The 14,273-nt window shown below is 61.0% G+C and carries 17 protein-coding genes and 1 pseudogene; all 18 read right to left on the reverse strand.

Annotation, left to right across the window (positions count from 1 at the left end; all coding sequences use genetic code 11):
• Nucleotide 1 precedes the first annotated feature (1 nt).
• Nucleotides 2-613 (reverse strand): urease accessory protein UreG, encoded by a 612-nt coding sequence (gene ureG, locus ADU59_RS26145; protein WP_068958153.1) that lies wholly within the window; start codon nt 611-613, stop codon nt 2-4.
• Between the two features lie 38 nt (nt 614-651).
• Nucleotides 652-1,323 (reverse strand): urease accessory protein UreF, encoded by a 672-nt coding sequence (locus tag ADU59_RS26150; RefSeq protein ID WP_068958319.1) that lies wholly within the window; start codon nt 1,321-1,323, stop codon nt 652-654.
• Complete coding sequence (ureE, locus tag ADU59_RS26155; RefSeq protein WP_068958155.1) at nt 1,316-1,810, reverse strand: urease accessory protein UreE; 495 nt, start codon at nt 1,808-1,810, stop codon at nt 1,316-1,318. Before ureE ends, ADU59_RS26150 begins: the two co-directional genes overlap by 8 nt.
• Before the next feature lie 104 nt (nt 1,811-1,914).
• Complete coding sequence (locus tag ADU59_RS26160; protein ID WP_068958321.1) at nt 1,915-2,454, reverse strand: peroxiredoxin; 540 nt, start codon at nt 2,452-2,454, stop codon at nt 1,915-1,917.
• A gap of 189 nt (nt 2,455-2,643) precedes the next feature.
• Nucleotides 2,644-3,324, reverse strand: a complete 681-nt coding sequence (locus ADU59_RS26165; RefSeq protein WP_068958323.1) for a TIGR02117 family protein — start codon at nt 3,322-3,324, stop codon at nt 2,644-2,646.
• Between the two features lie 33 nt (nt 3,325-3,357).
• Nucleotides 3,358-5,067 (reverse strand): urease subunit alpha, encoded by a 1,710-nt coding sequence (ureC, locus tag ADU59_RS26170; protein ID WP_068958157.1) that lies wholly within the window; start codon nt 5,065-5,067, stop codon nt 3,358-3,360.
• Nucleotides 5,057-5,701 (reverse strand): Urease operon accessory protein, encoded by a 645-nt coding sequence (locus ADU59_RS26175; RefSeq protein WP_068958159.1) that lies wholly within the window; start codon nt 5,699-5,701, stop codon nt 5,057-5,059. The genes ureC and ADU59_RS26175 overlap by 11 nt, the downstream gene beginning before the upstream one ends.
• 17 nt (nt 5,702-5,718) lie before the next feature.
• Nucleotides 5,719-5,913 (reverse strand): annotated as a pseudogene (locus ADU59_RS26180) (lysozyme inhibitor LprI family protein); the annotation flags it as partial.
• Nucleotides 5,913-6,218: an urease subunit beta gene (locus ADU59_RS26185; protein ID WP_068958164.1), complete on the reverse strand. Its 306-nt coding sequence runs from the start codon at nt 6,216-6,218 to the stop codon at nt 5,913-5,915. The gene ADU59_RS26185 and the pseudogene ADU59_RS26180, both read right to left, overlap by 1 nt.
• 16 nt (nt 6,219-6,234) lie before the next feature.
• Nucleotides 6,235-6,489, reverse strand: a complete 255-nt coding sequence (locus ADU59_RS29790) for a DUF1272 domain-containing protein (protein WP_083198430.1) — start codon at nt 6,487-6,489, stop codon at nt 6,235-6,237.
• 10 nt (nt 6,490-6,499) lie between these two features.
• Entirely contained in the window at nt 6,500-6,802 is a 303-nt protein-coding gene (locus tag ADU59_RS26190) for an urease subunit gamma (RefSeq protein WP_037099076.1), read from the reverse strand.
• A 25-nt stretch (nt 6,803-6,827) separates the two neighbouring features.
• Nucleotides 6,828-7,658, reverse strand: coding sequence for an urease accessory protein UreD (locus tag ADU59_RS26195; RefSeq protein ID WP_068958166.1), 831 nt, complete (start codon nt 7,656-7,658; stop codon nt 6,828-6,830).
• Nucleotides 7,659-7,670: 12 nt separating this feature from the next.
• Nucleotides 7,671-8,366, reverse strand: a complete 696-nt coding sequence (urtE, locus tag ADU59_RS26200; protein WP_068958168.1) for an urea ABC transporter ATP-binding subunit UrtE — start codon at nt 8,364-8,366, stop codon at nt 7,671-7,673.
• 21 nt (nt 8,367-8,387) lie between these two features.
• Nucleotides 8,388-8,840, reverse strand: coding sequence for a hypothetical protein (locus tag ADU59_RS26205; protein WP_244506513.1), 453 nt, complete (start codon nt 8,838-8,840; stop codon nt 8,388-8,390).
• A gap of 143 nt (nt 8,841-8,983) precedes the next feature.
• Nucleotides 8,984-9,736 carry an urea ABC transporter ATP-binding protein UrtD gene (gene urtD, locus ADU59_RS26210; RefSeq protein WP_068958171.1) on the reverse strand — a complete coding sequence of 251 codons (753 nt, stop codon included), beginning with the start codon at nt 9,734-9,736 and terminating at the stop codon, nt 8,984-8,986.
• Between the two features lie 5 nt (nt 9,737-9,741).
• On the reverse strand, nt 9,742-10,923 hold the full coding sequence (gene urtC, locus ADU59_RS26215) for an urea ABC transporter permease subunit UrtC (protein WP_425332059.1): 1,182 nt from the start codon (nt 10,921-10,923) through the stop codon (nt 9,742-9,744).
• Nucleotides 10,924-10,931: 8 nt separating this feature from the next.
• Nucleotides 10,932-12,539 carry an urea ABC transporter permease subunit UrtB gene (gene urtB, locus ADU59_RS26220; protein WP_068958175.1) on the reverse strand — a complete coding sequence of 536 codons (1,608 nt, stop codon included), beginning with the start codon at nt 12,537-12,539 and terminating at the stop codon, nt 10,932-10,934.
• A gap of 308 nt (nt 12,540-12,847) precedes the next feature.
• On the reverse strand, nt 12,848-14,137 hold the full coding sequence (urtA, locus tag ADU59_RS26225) for an urea ABC transporter substrate-binding protein (protein ID WP_068958177.1): 1,290 nt from the start codon (nt 14,135-14,137) through the stop codon (nt 12,848-12,850).
• Between the last annotated feature and the right edge of the window lie 136 nt (nt 14,138-14,273).

The raw sequence follows: 14,273 nt of genomic DNA on the forward strand, positions 1-14,273 counted from the left end.
ATCAGAGACCGCCTTCGACCCTCAGAAACTCGACGATCGTCTCGATGCCGTCGCCGCGCTTCATGTCCGAAAACACGAAAGGCCGTTCCTGGCGCATCCGGTTGGCATCGCGCTCCATCACGTCGAGATCGGCGCCGACATAGGGCGCCAGGTCCTTCTTGTTGATCACCAGCAGATCCGACCGCGTGATGCCCGGCCCGCCCTTGCGCGGGATTTCCTCACCCTGGCAAACCGAGATGACATAGATGGTGATATCGGCAAGATCGGGCGAAAAGGTCGCGGCCAGATTGTCGCCACCGGACTCGATGAAGATCACGTCGAGATCGGGAATGCGGCGGTTGAGATCGGCGATGGCCTGCAGATTGATCGTCGCGTCCTCGCGGATGGCGGTATGCGGGCAGCCGCCGGTCTCTACGCCGACGATCCGGTCAGACGGCAAAGCCTGCATGCGCACGAGCGCCTCGGCATCCTCCTTGGTGTAGATATCGTTGGTGACCACGGCCACCGAATAGGCCTCCCGCATCGCCTTGCAGAGCTTGTCGGTCAGCGCCGTCTTGCCGGAGCCGACCGGGCCGCCGATACCGACGCGAAGGGGACCATTGGCGGATTTCATCGCAATATTCCTTTCTTGAAAATGGCTGCTCATTGCCGTCAGGACCGGAAGAGCCGCGAATGCAGTGTCTCATGGCGCAGGGCCGAAATCTCGGCCAGAACGGTGGCGGAGCCGAGATCGTCCAGCGTACTCGAAGCCGCCAGCGCCGCCACGTCCGCGATCACCGGCTCAAGCTTGGCCAGCACGCCGACCCCATGCGTCTGGCCCGTGACACCACAGCGGATCGCCACCGAGACGAGATTGGAGGCGGTCGCGTGCAGGTAAGCGGCCAGAGCCGGTTCCAGCCCGGTGCGATGCGCGCCCGCAACCGCGCCAACCGCGACGGGATAGGCAACCGCGCCGGTGAGCGTTTCGAGTATGGGATGTGGCCAATGGCCTGCCGCGGTCAGAAAAGCCTCTCCCTGCAGCGTCGTTTCCATGTGGCGCTCGCGCGAGCCAGCCAGCGCTTCCGCCAGCTCCCGCACGGTTTCGAGCCTCGATGGATCGCTACAGGCCCGGTAGCTTTCAGCCAGCAGCACCGCGTCGTTCCAGCCCGAACCGTGGCGGATCAGCGCCTGCAGCCAGCGTGCAAGTTCCGGCGCATCGGTGACCAGTCCATCATGAACCGCCTGTTCCAGCCCGCCGGAATAGGAGAATGCGCCAACAGGAAAGGCCGGCGACATCCAGGTCACCAGCCGCAGCAGCGCCTGTGTGCCGGCATGATCAGTCATGGGCGTGATGATGGCTACCGTGCCCATGGGCATGTCCATGGGAATGGCCGCCCGAGCCATGATAGGCGCCGCGCATCGGCTGGAACGGTTCGGTCACCTCGGTAACCGTGGCGCCCAGCCCTTCGAGCATTGCCTTGATCACCGGATCGCGCAGGATCAAGATCCGGTCCGGTCTGATTTCTGCCGGCAGATGCCGGTTGCCGAGATGCCAGGCAAGCTCGATCAGGTGCAGCGGGTCACGCGGGCGGATATCGTAGAGCGTCTCCTCAGTCGCCGCGATCCGCACATAGTCGCCCGTGTCCAGCACCAGCAGGTCGCCATCGGCCAGCATGACGGCCTCCTTCAGGTCCAGCATCACCACATCGTCATTGTCGAGATGCAGCAGCTTGCGGCGCAAATGCCGCTGGTCATGGGCCAGCGCAATCGTGTGGAGCGGCGTCTTGTCGGCCGGGCCGGGGGACAGGATCTGGGTCGAGCGATAGGGCATTCAACGAACCTTCACATTCAATCAGGCGACTGTAACAACAAAAAAATCCGGCGCCAGACCAAACAGCCCCGGCACCGGATTTCAAGCATTCAGCCACGCTTTTCTCAGGCCGCAATCTTTTCAGACTGCAGCGCGCCAAGGATGTTCTGTGGCGCGGAGACGCCATAGGGATCGCTGTCGGCGTTGTCGCAATAGCCTTCTTCTTCGAACCACTGCTCGACGACGCCGTCATTGATGACGGCGGCATAACGCCAGGAGCGCATGCCGAAACCGAGATTGTCCTTGGAAACGAGCATGCCCATCTTGCGTGTGAACTCACCGGAACCGTCCGGGATGAGCTTGACGTTTTCCAGATTCTGCGACTTGCCCCATGCGTTCATCACGAAAGCGTCGTTGACGGAGATGCAGTAGATTTCATCGATGCCTTCGGCGCGGAAATCGGCGGCCAGCTTTTCGAAATCGGGGAGCTGGAAGGTCGAGCAAGTCGGCGTAAACGCGCCCGGCAACGAGAAAAGGACGACGCGCTTGCCGGCGAAATAATCAGCGGACGAAACGTCCTGCCAGCGGAACGGGTTGGAACCACCAACGGCCTCATCGCGGACGCGCGTGCGGAACGTAACAGACGGCACTTTTCTGCCAATAATCATGATTGTTTCTCCTTGAAGGCGAACTCCCCGCGCAGCAGGTCTTGGGAGGAACCCGGCACAGGAGGCGAGCCGCATTTTTACAACGAAACGTGCTGCAATGCAGCACGAGCCGGCCAATAAAATCGATCCGCATGGCAGCCATGCGGCTCACGCATAACTACCCAAATGGGTGAATAATGAGGGATTTCAATTGTAAAGAGAGAGCGATGTTGTCAGCGAGACCGGCAACGGATTCCACCAGCCGGTGCGCAAACCGGCTTCGCGAAGCGCCTTTGCCGTCCAGGTGTTGCAGCCGACGGCCGCGCTGAACCAGCCATTGGCCTCGAAGAAGCGATCGTTCGGACCATAGGCCGTGCCCGGGATCGCCTCGATCCGGCCGTCCATCGGCGTAAAACTCGCCTCGATGAAGGAGAGCAGCCGCTGATAGTTCTCCGTCCCGATCTCAAAACCCGCAACGCGGTCCGAAGGCTCGACGATCTCGCCGGCAACATCCGCATGGATGACGGAGCGATCCACTGTCAGCCCCTTGATCAGCGGCACCGGCTTCAGCTCCGCCCAGGTCGGCGTCTCGATGTAGAAGGCGCGGCCACCCCATCCGAAGATAAGCCAGCGGGCATTCGGATGATCGACAGGCATGCCGCTCTCCGCCAGAAACGGAAAACGCGCCAACGTTTCAGCATCGATCGGTATGGCGATATCCGTGTGGATGGGGTTCGACAGGACGAGGATGCGATGCGTCTCCGCGGCCGCCATATCGGCCTTTGCGACAGGCCAGAGTGGGCGCGGGATCATCGTACCGGCGACAGCCGCCAGCACCGCCGCAAGCACGACGGCAACCAGCCATCGAACAGGCCGTTTCCAGAACATCAGCAAGGTGCCTTCACGATCGGGCACACTCCCCTAGAACATGAAATAGCGCTGCGCCATCGGCAGAACCGTTGCGGGTTCGCAGGTCAGAAGCTCGCCATCGGCACGGACTTCATAGGTTTCCGGATCGACCTCGATATGCGGTGTCAGACTGTTGTGGATCATCGAGGCCTTGCTGATGCCGCCACGGGTATTCTTCACCGCGATCAGTTGCTTGGCCACTCCGAGGCGTGCCTGCAAACCGCCATCGAGCGACGCCTGCGACACAAACGTGACGGAAGAATTTGTCCGTGCCTTGCCGAAAGCGCCGAACATCGGCCGGTAGTGCACCGGCTGCGGCGTCGGAATAGAAGCATTGGGATCGCCCATCGGGGCAGCCGCGATCATGCCCCCGAGGATGACCATATCCGGCTTCACCCCAAAGAATGCAGGATTCCAGATCACCAGATCGGCGCGCTTGCCGACCTCGATCGATCCGATCTCGTGGGAAAGCCCCTGCGCGATGGCCGGGTTGATGGTGTATTTGGCGATATAGCGCCGGACGCGGAAATTGTCGTTTTCGCCGGTCTCCTGCGCCAGCCGGCCCCGCTGCCGCTTCATCTTGTCGGCGGTCTGCCAGGTGCGGATCGCCACCTCGCCGACGCGGCCCATGGCCTGGCTGTCGGAGGAAATGATCGAGAACGCGCCGATATCGTGCAGGATGTCTTCGGCCGCGATGGTTTCCTTGCGGATGCGGCTTTCGGCAAAGGCGATATCTTCCGGGATGGACGGCGACAGGTGATGGCAGACCATCAGCATATCGAGATGCTCGGCCAGCGTATTGATCGTGTAGGGCCGTGTCGGGTTGGTCGAGGACGGAATGACGTTGGACTGGCCGCAGATCTTGATAATGTCGGGCGCATGGCCACCACCCGCACCTTCGGTATGGAAGGCATGGATGGTCCGGCCCTTGATGGCGTCGATCGTATCCTCGACGAAGCCGCTTTCGTTCAGCGTGTCGGTATGGATCATCACCTGCACGTCATAGGCATCGGCGACCGACAGGCAGTTGTCGATGGCGGCCGGGGTCGTACCCCAATCCTCGTGCAGCTTCAGGCTGGACGCGCCGGCAAGGATCATTTCCTCCAGCGGTGCCGGAAGCGAGGCATTGCCCTTGCCGGCCAGCGCCAGGTTCATCGGAAAGCCGTCGAAACTCTCGATCATCCGCTCGATATGCCAGGCGCCGGTGCAGGTCGTGGCCAGCGTGCCATGTGCCGGGCCGCTGCCGCCGCCAAGCATGGTGGTAATGCCCGACATCAGCGCTTCCTCGATCTGCTGCGGGCAGATGAAGTGAATGTGCGCATCCATGCCGCCAGCCGTGAGGATCTTGCCTTCTCCGGCGATGACTTCCGTCGAAGGTCCGACGATGATGGTCACGCCCGGCTGTGTATCCGGATTGCCGGCCTTGCCGATCGCCGCGATGCGCCCGTCCTTCAGACCGACATCGGCCTTGACGATGCCCGTGTGATCGACGATCAGCGCATTGGTGATGACGGTATCGACCGCCCCTTGCGCCCGCGTCGCCTGGCTTTGGCCCATGCCGTCGCGGATGACCTTGCCGCCGCCGAACTTCACCTCGTCGCCATAGGTGGTGAAATCCTTCTCGACCTCGATAAACAGTTCGGTATCGGCCAGCCGGACCTTATCGCCGGTGGTGGGACCGAACATGCTGGCATAGGCCGCGCGCGACATTTTATGGGACATGGGTATCAGGCTCCTGAGCAAAAGCGGATAGAGTATTCTGATCGAGGCGCGACAGACGCCCCCTGGAAATCAAGTCATCGACATAGCGGCGCTCGGCCGCAAACGGGTGCCACTCCCAGCCGGCATGGCCGAAACCGGCCAGCACGACGCGATCATCCGGCCGCCGCCAATGCGCCAGCACCTCGGCGATCGCAATCATGCCGCTGCTCGGCACGACATAGGCGCCCGCATCGAACTGTTTCAGCGCGGCATCGACACCTTCATGCGTCGATGCCGCAACCGTATGAAAGGCGCGGCCGGTCGCCTTGGCGAATGCCCGAAAGCCGTCGGTATAATCGTCGCAAAGGTCATCGAGATCCGGATGGCTTGCGGCCAGTTGTGGGCGCAGCACCCGAAACGTGTCGGATGCCCGGACGCACCAGATTTCACCGGCCTGCCGCACCGCTGCATTCGTCTTCCATAGACCGCCACCCAGCATCGCCAGCGCCGGGCGCCCGGTGTTGCAGACGGCAACGATATCCGTCTTCTGCCCACCCGCACCGCACGAGCGGCAATCGTTGAAGCGGATGACCAGATCGGCCGCATCGATGATCGCGGCTGCGCGCTGCGGTACAGGTCCATTTCCGACGATCATGATGGTTCGGCTTGCGGTCACTCTTTCCTCGGTTTCCAGGGCCCTCGGTTTCCAAGACCTTCCGTCAGGTCCTTGAGTTCTTCGGTGCGCTTCTTTGTCTGATCCGCAAGACAGCCGGAAACCAGCATCGGTTCCATCGAGCCGCCCCGCGCCTCGATACCGGCAAGTTTGCACCCGAGGCCGATCACGCCAATCGGGATCCGCAGCCGCTTCATAGCTTGCCCATGACCTTCTGGCGAAAACCATAGACTTCGCGCTTTCCCGCGAAGGGAATGAGCGTGACGCTGCGCGTCTGCCCCGGCTCGAAGCGCACGGCCGTGCCCGCCGGAATATCGAGGCGCCTGCCATGGGCCACCGCGCGGTCGAACACCAGACCCGCATTGGTTTCAGCGAAGTGATAATGACTGCCGACCTGGATTGGCCGGTCACCGGTGTTGGACACCTCAAGCGAGAGGGTTTCCAACCCGACATTCAGCTCGATATCGCCGCTTGCGGCAATGATTTCACCGGGGATCATGATCTGTCTCTCCTGTTCAAGCGGCCCTGATCGGCGCGCAGCCATCCGGCTTCAAAACACGTTCAGTGGATGCCGGAAATGTCTGCAATTTGGCGGCGGGGCGAACCGGGCGACGGACGAGTTCGCCGGCACAATTCGGGCAATGCCCGTCCAGAACCTTGGATGCGCATTGCGTGCAGAAGGTGCACTCGAAGCTGCAGATCATCGCCTCAAGGCTGCCGGGTGGCAGGTCCTTGTCGCAACATTCGCAGTTGGGTCTCAGTTGCAGCATGGTTCGCGTCTCAGCGAATGGGTTCGTGGACGGTCACCAGCTTGGTGCCATCCGGAAAGGTGGCCTCGATCTGGATGTCATGGATCATTTCGGGAATGCCTTCCATCACCTGGGCGCGGGTGATGACATGCGCACCCGCCTCCATGAGATCGGGCACCGAGCGCCCATCGCGGGCGCCTTCGACGACAAAATCGGTGATGAGCGCGATCGCTTCGGGATGATTGAGCTTCACCCCGCGCTCCAGCCTCCGGCGGGCCACCATGGCCGCCATCGAAATCAGCAGTTTGTCTTTTTCACGAGGAGTAAGGTTCATGCGCGGCCACCAGATTGCGTGTCGATTACAGGTTCCAGACTTTCGGCACAGAGGCGCCCTTGCGCAAGTGCGAAATGATCGGGATGAGGATTTTTCTCAAGGCGAAACCGTCGGGCGCGACAAGGCGGGCAATCAGCTTTTCCTCACCCGCGACCTGATAGTGGCTCACCCCACCACCTATACCGCCGATCAGGCTTCGCAGTTTGTCGACCTGCTGCTCACAATCGGCGCCGGTGTAAAAGAGCGTGGCAAAAGCCACCTGCCCACCCAGCACAGCTGCCTCATGGGTCAATTCAGCGATATCCCCGGACAGCCGCAGGTTTTCCGCATGCAACAGGACGCCGTTCTTGCGGATGCGCCAGCAATCCTGAAACAGGCCCGCCCGCATCGCCTCGCCCATCGCCTTGCGGCCCAGCAAAACCGCCTCGACAGCCAGAAACTCCGCACCCTCGGTGATATCGACATCGAGCCTGCGCGACAGCGAGGCACGATCGAACAGGATCGTCTCCTGCGGCAGCCAATGTACCGTCGCTCCGGCCCCGACCGAAATCTGCGCCTTGACGGCCGCCGTTCCGGTACTGGCCTTGTAGATCTTTTCGCAGGCCTGCGTCGTCAACGTCAGGTGCGTGCCCTCGCCCGCGGAAAACGACCATTCCATGTGATCGCCACCGGTCAGGCCGCCGGAACTGTTGATCAGCACCGCTTCCATCGTGGCGTCGAACGTATCCGGCAGGCGGATCTTGGCGCAGCCTTCCTGATAGAATTCGGCCAACCGTGTGCGGCCGGCAAACGGCTTTGCCACCAGCCGTCCCTTGCCCCACGCCCTTTGCGGTGCGATGATCGCTGCCTCAGCCATTGAAATCCGCCGCTAAACTGTCAGGTGGCGGCGCGCTTCCGGTGTGTCCAGCGTTTCCGCCGGGCCTTCGTGCACGATCTCGCCCCGATCCATGATGTAGACATGGTCTGCAAGCTCACGGCAGAAGTCAAGATATTGTTCCACAAGCAAAATTGCCATCCCGGTGGAATCGCGCAGATACTGGATCGCCCGGCCAATATCCTTGATGATCGACGGCTGGATGCCTTCGGTCGGCTCGTCGAGCACAAGGATTTTCGGCCGCGTCACCAGCGCCCGGCCGATAGCCAGCTGCTGCTGCTGCCCCCCCGACAGGTCACCGCCGCGCCGTCCGAGCATGGTGCGCAGGATCGGGAACAGGCTGAAGATATCATCCGGAATGAAGCGGTCCTTGCGCGCCACCGGCGCATAGCCCGATTCCAGGTTTTCCTTGACCGTCAGCAACGGAAAAACTTCCCGCCCCTGCGGCACGAAGCCGATGCCATGCTTGGCGCGGTTGTAAGGCGCCATGCCGTTCAGCACCGTATCATTGAAGGTAATGGTACCAGCACTCAGCCCGTGCTGGCCGGTAATCGCCCGCAATAGACTGGTCTTGCCGACACCGTTGCGGCCGAGCACGCAGGTGATCTTGCCCATCGGCGCGGTGATGGAGACGCCACGCAGCGCCTGCGCCGCGCCATAGTGCAGATTGATATTATCGACCGTCAGCATACCCCATCACCTTTTTCGTCATCAGTTCAAAAGCGTCCGCCTCAGCGTCTGCAAAACATGTCTCTGTTCCTGCGTCGCCTCGCCGCCGACAGTGGAAACCTCGTCGGCAACGGCGATCAGTTCCTGCCGTTCGTCCACCGTCAGCGCCTTGCTCCACAGGTCGCGGAAACGGCGGATCGGATCTTCCGGATTGACCACGTTCTTCACCGCCCAGTCCGCGAACACCAGCACCTCGTCCATGTCGCCAGGCTTGATGATCCCATTCATCCGCTGCCGCACCACGTCGCGCGCGGCATCCTTCCAGACCGGCTTTTCGTTGGCGAGGCTGAGGAAGAACGCAACAGCTGCGATCGCAGGATCGGCAATCGAGGCAAGCGGCGCGACTTCGGCCTTCTTGCGGAACTGGCGGCGCTTGTAGGCGCCGCGCATCCGCTCCACCGAGTCGATGATTTCACTTCCTGCTTCCCGCACCATTTTCAAACGCCAGTACCAAACGGCCGCCCCGGCCAAGGCGAAGACCAAAACCCCAAGAATATGCATCGATTGACCCCCAGAATCCGAAAAGAACTGCCGGTGTTAAAGCCGCTTTTCAGCAAGGGTTCAACCTTTACGTTCATTTACCGTCCCAAATAATTCTCGATCACTTTCGGATCGTTGCTGACGAAATCGATCGAGCCTTCGGCCAGCACCGAGCCTTCGGCAAGACATGTCACCTTGACACCCAGATCACGGATGAAGCCCATGTCATGCTCGACCACAACGACCGAGCGGGTCTTGGCGATTTCCTTGAGCAGGATGGCGGTTTCCGCCGTTTCGGCGTCCGTCATGCCGGCTACGGGCTCGTCAACCAGAAGCAGCTTCGGCTCCTGCGCCAAAAGCATGCCGATCTCCAGCCACTGTTTCTGCCCATGCGAGAGATTGGCGGCCAGATCGTCCTTGCGCGCCGTCATGCGCACGGTTTCGAGGATTTCCTCGATGCGTGCTTTGTCGGCCGGGGTCAGGCGGTAGAACAGCGTCGAGAACACGCCGCGCTTCCGGTTGAGCGCCAGCTCGATATTGTCCCAGACCGTATGGCTCTCGAACACCGTCGGCTTCTGGAACTTGCGGCCAATGCCCAGCTGGGCGATATCGGCCTCGTCCTTCTTCGTCAGATCGATATCGCCGTTGAAGAAAACCTGTCCGCTGTCCGGACGGGTCTTGCCGGTGATGATGTCCATCATCGTCGTCTTGCCGGCACCGTTCGGGCCGATAATGGCCCTGAGCTCGCCCGGCTCGACCACGAAGGACAGCGAATTCAGCGCCTTGAATCCATCGAAGGATACCGAGACGCCGTCAAGGTAGAGAAGGCTGCGGGAGGTCTTTTCGTCCATCGATCTTACTCCGCGGCCTGGGGTTCAAGTGTTGCAAGCTGGCTTTCCGCCTTGGCAGCCGCCTTGTCCTGATAGGCCTGCTCGACGGCATCCGCCTTTTTCTGTTCCTTGCGCCGGGCAAGAAATTGCTGGACCGTGCCGACCACGCCCTTGGGCAGGAACAGCGTCGTTGCAACGAACAGGGCACCCAGCGCAAACAGCCAGAATTCCGGGAAGGCGGCGGTGAAGATACTCTTGCCGAAGTTGACGAGAATAGCGCCTATGATCGGTCCGATCAGCGTGCCGCGACCGCCGACTGCCGTCCAGATGACCACTTCGATCGAGTTGGCCGGCGCGAATTCACCTGGATTGATGATACCGACCTGCGGCACATAGAGCGCCCCGGCGACACCCGCCATCATCGCCGAGACGGTGAAGATGAACAGTTTCATATTCTCGACCCGGTACCCCAGAAACCGGGTCCGGCTTTCGGCGTCGCGCACGCCGACCAGCACCTTGCCGTATTTCGAGCGAACGATGGCGGAGCTGAGAACGAGAGCCAATGCGAGTGCTATGGCTGTGGCCGCAAACAGTGCCGCCCGCGTACCACCAGCCTGAACATTGAAGCCGAGGATTTCCTTGAAATCGGTGAGGCCGTTGTTGCCGCCAAACCCCATCTCGTTGCGGAAGAAGGCCAGCAGCAGCGCGTAGGTCATCGCCTGGGTGATGATCGACAGATAGACGCCGGTAACGCGGGAGCGGAAGGCGAACCAGCCAAAGACGAAGGCCAGTAGGCCGGGCACCAGCACAACCATCAGCGCGGCGAAGGCGAAATGGTTGAAGCCGTACCAATACCAGGGCAACTCCTGCCAGTTCAGGAAGACCATGAAATCCGGCAGAAGCGGGTTGGCATAGACGCCCCGGTCGCCGATCTGGCGCATCAGGTACATGCCCATGGCATAACCGCCGAGTGCGAAGAACGCGCCATGGCCGAGCGAGAGAATGCCGCAGTAACCCCAGACCAGATCGAGCGCCAAGGCCAGAAGGGCATAACACAGGTACTTGCCGAGCAGCGGCACCAGATAGCCGGGGACATGAAACGCGCTGCCTTCCGGGATCAGCAGATTGGCGAGCGGCACCAGGGCAGCGGCAAGCAGGATCAGGAACACCGCCCAGATGGTTTTCTTCTCGTGCCGGCTGAAAAGCATTTGCGTGATCATTGTTCGACCGCCCTTCCCTTGAGCGCGAACAGGCCGCGTGGCCGCCGCTGGATGAAAAGAATGATGAAGACGAGGATAAGGATCTTGCCCAGCACCGCACCGGCATAGGGCTCGAGGAACTTGTTGGCGATGCCGAGCGTCAAAGCGCCGACCAGCGTCCCCCAGAGATTGCCGACCCCACCGAAGACCACGACCATGAAACTGTCGATGATATAGTTCTGTCCGAGATTGGGCGAGACATTGTCGATCTGGCTCAACGCCACACCGGCCATTCCGGCAATGCCGGAACCGAGACCGAAAGTCAGCGCATCGACCCAAGGGGTGCGAATACCCATGGACGATGCCATGCGGCGGTTCTGCGTCACGGCCCGCATCTGAAGACCGAATTTCGATCGCTTGAGCAGCAGCAGCAGCGCGACGAAGACACCGAGCGAAAAGACGATGATCCACATGCGGTTATAGGTGATGGCAAGGCCACCGAACTCGAAGGCGCCCGACATCCAGCTTGGATTGTCGACCTGGCGGTTGGTCGGCCCGAAGATCGTGCGGATCGCCTGCTGCAGGATGAGCGAGATGCCCCAGGTGGCGAGCAGCGTTTCCAGCGGCCTGCCGTAAAGCCAGCGGATGACGCTGCGCTCGATGCAGACTCCGACCAGACCGGTAAACAGGAAGGCAGCGGGAACCGCGAAGGCCAGCGAATAATCGGCTATTCCGGGCGCCACCGAAGCGACCGTCTGCTGCACGACATAGGTGGTGTAGGCGCCGAGCATGACCATTTCGCCATGCGCCATGTTGATGATGCCCATGACGCCGAAGGTGATGGCAAGCCCGATGGCGGCAAGCAACAGCACCGAGCCGAGCGACAGGCCGTACCAGACGTTCTGCGCCACGTCCCATAGGGCGAGGCTGTTTTTGATGGAGCTGATGTTCTGTTCGATGGCCGGCTTCAACGCATCCGGCGCATTGTCCATGGCCGCGGTCAGGATCGTCAGCGCATCGCGGTTTCCGCGCGCGGCGATCATGTCGATGGCGGCCTTTTTGTCTTCTGCACTGGCATCGGTCTTGAGCAGGATGACGGCGCGCGCCGCTTCCATCGTCGCCTTGATCTCGGCGTCCTTTTCCTGCGCGAGGGCAGAGTTCAAAAGGTCCAGATTGTTCGGGTTGGCATCTTTCAGCAGGTCCTGCGACGCAGCCAGACGGGCGGAACGGTCCGGGCTTAAAAGTGTCAGCTGGCTCAGCGCCGCGCCGATCGCGCCACGCAAGCCATTGTTCAGCCTGATCTTGGCAAGGTTGCCGGGAACATCGACTGCGGCCGCGCCGGTCAGGACATCGATATAGGCACCATCCGCCGGACCTTCGAGATAGACCGGGCCGCCGGCCTTCGGCGCGTAGAGTTTACCGTCGGTGAGATTTTGCAGGATATCGGCAACCTTCGGATTGCCCGACGCGGCGAGCGCTTTGACGGCCTCGATCTTCTGCGGAAAACTGGTGGCGCCGAGCGCATCGACCAGCGGGCGGATATCCTCCTGGGCGCGCAGGCCCGTTGCAAGGCAACTGACCAGCAGGCAGAGAGCGACAAGGAAGGTCTGGATGGCGCGATACATGAGCTCTTCTTGTTCCGTTGGCTTGGGCAGCCGCGCATTGCCTGAAAAACGCTTGATGCCGGCGCTGTTGCTTAAGATTTCCGCAATCCGCTCGTCCGACGACCAGATCGGACAGGGTTGGCATCCCGAGCCGTACCCCTGGCCTTCACCATGCAGAAAACATGCCAGACACCCGGCGAGGCAAGGACTGTCCTCCGTCCAGATGGGAGACCTGAACGGAGGGTATTGATGCTACGTCGCACTGTATCCGTATGATTTGGGGGAAACGGCTCCGAAGCCGTTTCCGGATTATATTGGCCTTGATGAAATCAGGAGCCCTTGCCGCCGCACTTGCCCGTTGCAACGTTGAAGTTGCCGCAGGACATCGGCTTGCGCCAGTCGGAGATCAGGTCTTTCGAGTCGGGTAGGTAGTCGGACCATTCGTCACCGACAACCTGAGGTGTCTGCTGAACGATTTCGAACTGGCCGTCCGCCTGGATTTCACCGATCAGCACCGGCTTGGTGATGTGGTGGTTCGGCATGACGGTGGAATATCCGCCGGAAAGGTTCGGAACGCTCGTGCCGATGATGGTGTCGAGAACGGCGTCTGTGTCGGTGGTGCCGGCAGCTTCGACGGCCTTCACCCAGGCGTTGAAGCCGATATAGGCGGCCTCCATCGGATCGTTGGTCACACGCTTGTCGTTCTTGGTGAACGCGTGCCACTGCTTGATGAATTCGGCATTCGCAGGCGCGTCGACGGACTGGAAGTAGTTCCAGGCGGCCAGATGGCCGACCAGCGGCTTGGTATCGAGACCGGCAAGCTCTTCTTCACCGACCGAGAAGGCGACGACCGGGATGTCGGTTGCCTTGATGCCCTTGTTGCCCAGTTCCTTGTAGAACGGAACGTTGGCATCGCCGTTGATGGTCGAGACGACGGCGGTCTTCTTGCCGGCCGAGCCGAATTCCTTGATCTTGGCGACTTCCGTCTGCCAGTCGGAGAAGCCGAACGGCGTATAGTTGATCAGGATGTCTTCCTTCGGAATGCCCTTGGCAATCAGATAGGCTTCGAGAATCTTGTTGGTCGTGCGCGGATAGACGTAGTCGGTGCCTTCAAGCACGAAGCGCTCGACGCCTTCGGTGTTCATCAGGTAGTCGACAGCCGGAATGGCCTGCTGGTTTGGCGCGGCACCGGTGTAGAAGATGTTGCGCGAGGATTCCTCACCCTCATACTGGACCGGGTAGAACAGGATCGAATTCAGCTCTTCGAAAACCGGCAGGACCGACTTGCGCGACGAGGATGTCCAGCAACCGAAGACGGCAGCGACCTTATCGACAGAGATCAATTCGCGGGCTTTTTCAGCAAACAGCGGCCAGTCGGAGGCCGGATCGACGACGACAGCCTCGAGCTTCTTGCCGAGAAGGCCGCCCTTCTTGTTCTGCTCTTCGATGAGCATCAGCATGGCGTCCTTGAGCGTCGTCTCGGAGATCGCCATGGTACCGGAAAGCGAATGCAGCACACCGACCTTGATCGTGTCTTCGGCGGCATAGACGCTGGAGAATGCCGTCGTGGCCAGTGCACCAGCCAGGAACGCGCTCATGACATGAGATTTGATTTTCATTGTGAACCCCTCTCGTTCTTTTGACGACGGCTCTTGGGAGACCTTTACCGTTCGTCAACGAACTATCCGCCGGGGACGGGCAATTCTGTATACGTCAATTGACGTAGACACCGGGGCGAAGTGTGCAATGCAGCAC

It is taken from the genome of Pararhizobium polonicum, assembly GCF_001687365.1.
Taxonomy (GTDB): Bacteria; Pseudomonadota; Alphaproteobacteria; order Rhizobiales; family Rhizobiaceae; genus Pararhizobium; species Pararhizobium polonicum.

Excerpts from the sequence above, each read along its gene's own strand:
- urtA (WP_068958177.1), bottom strand. The coding sequence starts at position 14,137 with ATGAAAATCAAATCTCATGTCATGAGCGCGTTCCTGGCTGGTGCACTG.
- ureC (WP_068958157.1), bottom strand. The coding sequence starts at position 5,067 with ATGTCCCATAAAATGTCGCGCGCGGCCTATGCCAGCATGTTCGGTCCC.
- ADU59_RS26185 (WP_068958164.1), bottom strand. The coding sequence starts at position 6,218 with ATGATCCCCGGTGAAATCATTGCCGCAAGCGGCGATATCGAGCTGAAT.
- ureE (WP_068958155.1), bottom strand. The coding sequence starts at position 1,810 with ATGCCCTATCGCTCGACCCAGATCCTGTCCCCCGGCCCGGCCGACAAG.
- urtE (WP_068958168.1), bottom strand. The coding sequence starts at position 8,366 with ATGCTGACGGTCGATAATATCAATCTGCACTATGGCGCGGCGCAGGCG.
- ADU59_RS26150 (WP_068958319.1), bottom strand. The coding sequence starts at position 1,323 with ATGACTGATCATGCCGGCACACAGGCGCTGCTGCGGCTGGTGACCTGG.
- ADU59_RS26205 (WP_244506513.1), bottom strand. The coding sequence starts at position 8,840 with ATGGTGCGGGAAGCAGGAAGTGAAATCATCGACTCGGTGGAGCGGATG.
- ADU59_RS26165 (WP_068958323.1), bottom strand. The coding sequence starts at position 3,324 with ATGTTCTGGAAACGGCCTGTTCGATGGCTGGTTGCCGTCGTGCTTGCG.
- ureG (WP_068958153.1), bottom strand. The coding sequence starts at position 613 with ATGAAATCCGCCAATGGTCCCCTTCGCGTCGGTATCGGCGGCCCGGTC.
- urtC (WP_425332059.1), bottom strand. The coding sequence starts at position 10,923 with ATGCTTTTCAGCCGGCACGAGAAGAAAACCATCTGGGCGGTGTTCCTG.
- urtB (WP_068958175.1), bottom strand. The coding sequence starts at position 12,539 with ATGTATCGCGCCATCCAGACCTTCCTTGTCGCTCTCTGCCTGCTGGTC.
- ADU59_RS26175 (WP_068958159.1), bottom strand. The coding sequence starts at position 5,701 with ATGATCGTCGGAAATGGACCTGTACCGCAGCGCGCAGCCGCGATCATC.
- ADU59_RS29790 (WP_083198430.1), bottom strand. The coding sequence starts at position 6,489 with ATGCTGCAACTGAGACCCAACTGCGAATGTTGCGACAAGGACCTGCCA.
- ADU59_RS26195 (WP_068958166.1), bottom strand. The coding sequence starts at position 7,658 with ATGGCTGAGGCAGCGATCATCGCACCGCAAAGGGCGTGGGGCAAGGGA.
- ADU59_RS26190 (WP_037099076.1), bottom strand. The coding sequence starts at position 6,802 with ATGAACCTTACTCCTCGTGAAAAAGACAAACTGCTGATTTCGATGGCG.
- urtD (WP_068958171.1), bottom strand. The coding sequence starts at position 9,736 with ATGGACGAAAAGACCTCCCGCAGCCTTCTCTACCTTGACGGCGTCTCG.